Raw genomic sequence first — 4,344 nt, forward strand, 5'->3', positions numbered from 1 at the left:
TAAAGATCATGAAGATGAATATTTTGGCATTCAGCAAGTTTACTACAAACAAGTTAAATTTACGGTTCCGCTAACGTCAGTTAACGCCAATGGTGAATTAACACTTACCTTCCAAGGTTGTGCTGAAAAAGGCTTATGCTATCCACCAACCAAGCACTTGATCCCCTTAGCCCTAATTAAACAACAAAATGATGCAACGTCATCAGCAATCCTCTCCGCCATAAATACTGAAAAAACGACTATCGATGATACATCTGTTGCTGATGATAACGGCGCGGTAAGTCAACAATATGAATTAGCCCAGATGCTTGAAGGCAACAGTTTACTTTGGACGTTATTATCGTTTTTTGGCTTAGGTATTTTATTATCATTTACGCCTTGTGTATTTCCTATGTACCCTATTTTAACCGGCATAATTGTTGGTCAAGGTGAGAAGCTAACAACTCGTAAAGCATTTACCTTATCGATGGCCTATGTCCAAGGTATGGCGATTACTTACACTATCTTAGGCATAGTAGTTGCGCTTGCTGGTGCACAGTTTCAAGCCGCATTTCAACACCCCGCGGTATTAATAGTACTGAGTGTACTGTTTATATTTTTAGCACTGTCAATGTTTGGCGTGTTCAATTTAGCCCTACCTTCAGCTTGGCAAAATAAATTATCTGCCATGAGTAATAGTCAAAAAGGTGGCTCACTAGTGTCGGTATTTATAATGGGCGCTATATCAGGTTTAGTCGCCTCACCTTGTACCACTGCGCCACTTACTGGCGCGCTACTTTATATTGCCCAAACCGGCGACATAGTTATTGGCGCATCAGCGTTATATGTTTTAAGCCTTGGTATGGGTTTACCGTTATTAGCACTTGGTAGCTCCGGTGGCAAATTATTACCAAAAGCGGGCAACTGGATGAATGTGATCAAAAACATTTTCGGCTTCTTATTACTCGCCGTACCAGTATTTTTACTCGAACGATTCTTACCAACGATTGTCTCGAACTTATTATGGGCGGCTTTATTATTAGTGACCGCCACCTACTTTTATATGGTTAATAACGACAATCGTAAATCACCGGCAACCATAGGTTACGGCTTACGCACCATGATCATTTTTATCATGATGTTTTTCGCAGCAAACTTTGCTTATGACACCATTATGGGCAAACCTGCAACTCAACAAGCAGCCAGCCATAAAGAGTTTATCCACGTAGGTTCACTAGAGCAGCTTAATCAACAAGTGGCTAAAGCAAATGCAGCGGGGCAAACAGTAATGGTCGATTTATACGCTGACTGGTGCATTGCCTGTAAAGAGTTTGAAAAATACACATTCCCTGACCCAGCAGTGCAGCAAGCTTTGCATAATACGGTGTTAATACAGATTGATTTAACCGACACCGGCTCAGATCAAAGCGTAGAAATAATGTCGCATTTTGAAGTCTTTGGTTTACCGTCAATTTTATTCTTTGATAAAAATGGCAATGAGTTAGACCAACAAAGAGTGACGGGCTTTATGGAAGCGCAAGACTTTGCCGAACATATTGAAAAACTATTTAATTAATTACTGCTTGATTAGTTAATCAGCAAACAGTTGTTTTAATGTTTAACAAAAAGGAGCGTTAGCTCCTTTTTTGTGCGAATCGAATAACGACTTGTACTGATTAGACCAGTATTTTCTGCTATTGTCTGCGAAAACAGCTATAATGTGCTGACATTTGAAAAATCATGTAATAATTTGTACGCAGTTATACCTGCATACTAAATATTATGTAATAATAAATTCAATAATAATGATTTCAACGGATTTGGCGGCAAATGACAGCAAAGTTTACAGTTTTAGTGTTAAATGGTCCTAACTTAAACATGTTAGGCAAACGTGAGCCAGAAATTTATGGTTCTCAAACTTTAGCCGACATATTAACTAACCTCAAATCAACCGCTGAAGCATTATCAATAGATATTTCGCACCTGCAATCAAATGCAGAGCATGAATTAATTGAAAGGATTCACCAAGCATATCAACAAGTGGACTTTATCATTATAAATCCGGCGGCTTTTACCCATACTAGTGTTGCCTTGCGTGACGCTTTATTAACGGTAAGCATTCCATTTATTGAGGTTCATTTATCAAATGTGCATAAGCGTGAAGAGTTTCGCCAACATTCTTACCTTTCGGATATTGCCGAAGGGGTTATTTGTGGTTTAGGCGCACAGGGTTATGAGTTCGCTCTAACAGCTGCGCATAAAGCACTAATCAAAACTAAATAACATAAAATAAACATTACTAAGGTGTACTAATGGACATTCGTAAAATCAAAAAACTAATCGAACTTGTTGAAGAGTCAGGCATTAACGAGCTAGAAATCTCTGAAGGCGAAGAGTCAGTTCGAATCAGTCGTGGCGCTCAAATGGTAGCAGCTCCTATGCAAATGGCAGCTCCGGCTCCTCTTGCAGCTCCGGCAGCAGCTCCACTTGCAGCAGCGGCTCCAGCAGCCCCTGCAGCAATTACAGGTCATGTTGTTCGTTCTCCTATGGTTGGCACATACTATTCTGCTGCGTCGCCAGAATCTCCAGTATTCGCTGAAGTTGGTAAACACGTAAATGTTGGTGACACTTTATGTATCATCGAAGCAATGAAGATGATGAACCAAATTGAAGCTGATAAGTCTGGTACTATCAAAGAAATTCTTGCTAGCAACGAAGACACAATTGAATTTGACCAACCGCTATTCATTATTGAATAAGCCCAATATTAAAAGGTTAATTCCATGTTAAAGAAAGTAGTTATCGCCAACCGTGGCGAAATTGCATTACGTATTTTACGTGCATGTAAAGAGCTAGGTATCAAAACCGTAGCCGTACATTCAACTGCTGACAGAAACCTTAAACACGTTTTATTAGCAGACGAAACTATTTGTATTGGTAAAGCTTCAGCATTAGACAGCTATTTAAACATTCCACGTTTAATTACTGCAGCAGAAGTTACTAACGCAGACGCGATTCATCCTGGTTATGGTTTTTTAGCTGAAAATGCTGATTTTGCCGAGCAAGTTGAAGACTCAGGTTTCGCATTTATTGGTCCAGTTGCAGATAGCATCCGTTTAATGGGTGACAAAGTTTCGGCGATTGCCGCAATGAAAGCCGCTGGTGTTCCATGTGTGCCTGGTTCGGATGGCCCTCTTACAGATGATGAAGCCGCAAGTATTGCTCATGGTCGTCGTATTGGCTACCCGGTAATCATCAAAGCCTCTGGTGGCGGTGGTGGTCGTGGTATGCGTGTGGTACGTAACGAAAGCGACTTAATAGAGTCAATCGCGTTAACTAAAACTGAAGCAAAGAATACGTTCAACAACGATATGGTTTACATGGAAAAGTTCCTTGAAAACCCTCGTCACGTTGAAATTCAAATTCTTGCTGATGGCCAAGGTTCAGCAATTCATTTAGCTGAACGTGATTGTTCAATGCAACGTCGTCATCAAAAAGTTGTTGAAGAAGCGCCAGCCCCAGGTATTACTGAAGAGCTACGAGCCCAAATTGGTGCCCGTTGTTGTAACGCCTGTAACGAGATCAACTATCGTGGTGCCGGTACATTTGAATTCTTATTTGAAGACGGTGAGTTCTATTTCATAGAAATGAACACCCGTATTCAAGTTGAGCATCCGGTAACAGAGATGATCACTGGTGTTGATTTGATTAAAGAGCAATTACGTATTGCTTCAGGTCAAAAATTAACAATCAAGCAAGAAGATATCAAAGTAACTGGTCACGCTATTGAGTGTCGTATCAATGCTGAAGATCCTCGTACATTTATCCCTTCACCGGGTAAAATTACACGCTTCCACCCTGCTGGTGGCAATGGCGTTCGTTGGGATTCACACATTTACACTGATTACTCAGTACCACCACATTATGATTCTATGATTGGTAAGTTAATCACTTTCGGTGAAACTCGTGAAGTAGCAATTGCTCGCATGAAAAACGCCTTAGATGAGCTAGTAATTGATGGCATCAAAACGAATATCGCTCTGCAAGAAGATATTATGAATGATGTTGGTTTTGCTAAAGGTGGTGCGAACATTCACTACCTTGAAAAGAAACTTGCTGAAATCGAATAATAGAAAGCGAATAAGAGACAGTGAATAATAGAAACCGACGTAATCTAATTTCGTCTTCCCGAACTTGATTCGGGATCTATTTATCACTCTTTTAAAACCCTGCTCCTGCAGGGTTTTTTATTGCTTAAATTTGATTACTTTTTAAATATTCACTTTTCCATTAATTACCATTTAAGGTAAAATGAATTAATAGCCATTAAGCGATTATTCCTATGACCCAACAAATAGAAAAACC

General features: G+C 39.9%; 4 protein-coding genes. All 4 read left to right on the forward strand.

Translation table 11 applies throughout. The annotated features are described in order from the left end of the window. Window positions 1-1,555 (forward strand): protein-disulfide reductase DsbD (locus QNK26_RS06325; RefSeq protein ID WP_319221612.1); only part of this gene is annotated, 1,555 nt, incomplete at its 5' end. Between the two features lie 254 nt (window positions 1,556-1,809). Continuing rightward, window positions 1,810-2,262 (forward strand): type II 3-dehydroquinate dehydratase, encoded by a 453-nt coding sequence (gene aroQ / locus QNK26_RS06330; RefSeq protein ID WP_319221613.1) that lies wholly within the window; start codon window positions 1,810-1,812, stop codon window positions 2,260-2,262. Window positions 2,263-2,291: 29 nt separating this feature from the next. Continuing rightward, window positions 2,292-2,738: an acetyl-CoA carboxylase biotin carboxyl carrier protein gene (gene accB, locus QNK26_RS06335; protein ID WP_319221615.1), complete on the forward strand. Its 447-nt coding sequence runs from the start codon at window positions 2,292-2,294 to the stop codon at window positions 2,736-2,738. Window positions 2,739-2,762: 24 nt separating this feature from the next. Then, window positions 2,763-4,109 (forward strand): acetyl-CoA carboxylase biotin carboxylase subunit, encoded by a 1,347-nt coding sequence (accC, locus tag QNK26_RS06340; RefSeq protein WP_319221616.1) that lies wholly within the window; start codon window positions 2,763-2,765, stop codon window positions 4,107-4,109. Window positions 4,110-4,344: the final 235 nt, after the last annotated feature.

The organism is Moritella sp. (assembly GCF_033791185.1).
GTDB lineage: Bacteria > Pseudomonadota > Gammaproteobacteria > Enterobacterales > Moritellaceae > Moritella.

Coding starts and splice junctions, on each gene's coding strand:
- aroQ (WP_319221613.1), top strand. CDS start 1,810: ATGACAGCAAAGTTTACAGTTTTAGTGTTAAATGGTCCTAACTTAAAC.
- accB (WP_319221615.1), top strand. CDS start 2,292: ATGGACATTCGTAAAATCAAAAAACTAATCGAACTTGTTGAAGAGTCA.
- accC (WP_319221616.1), top strand. CDS start 2,763: ATGTTAAAGAAAGTAGTTATCGCCAACCGTGGCGAAATTGCATTACGT.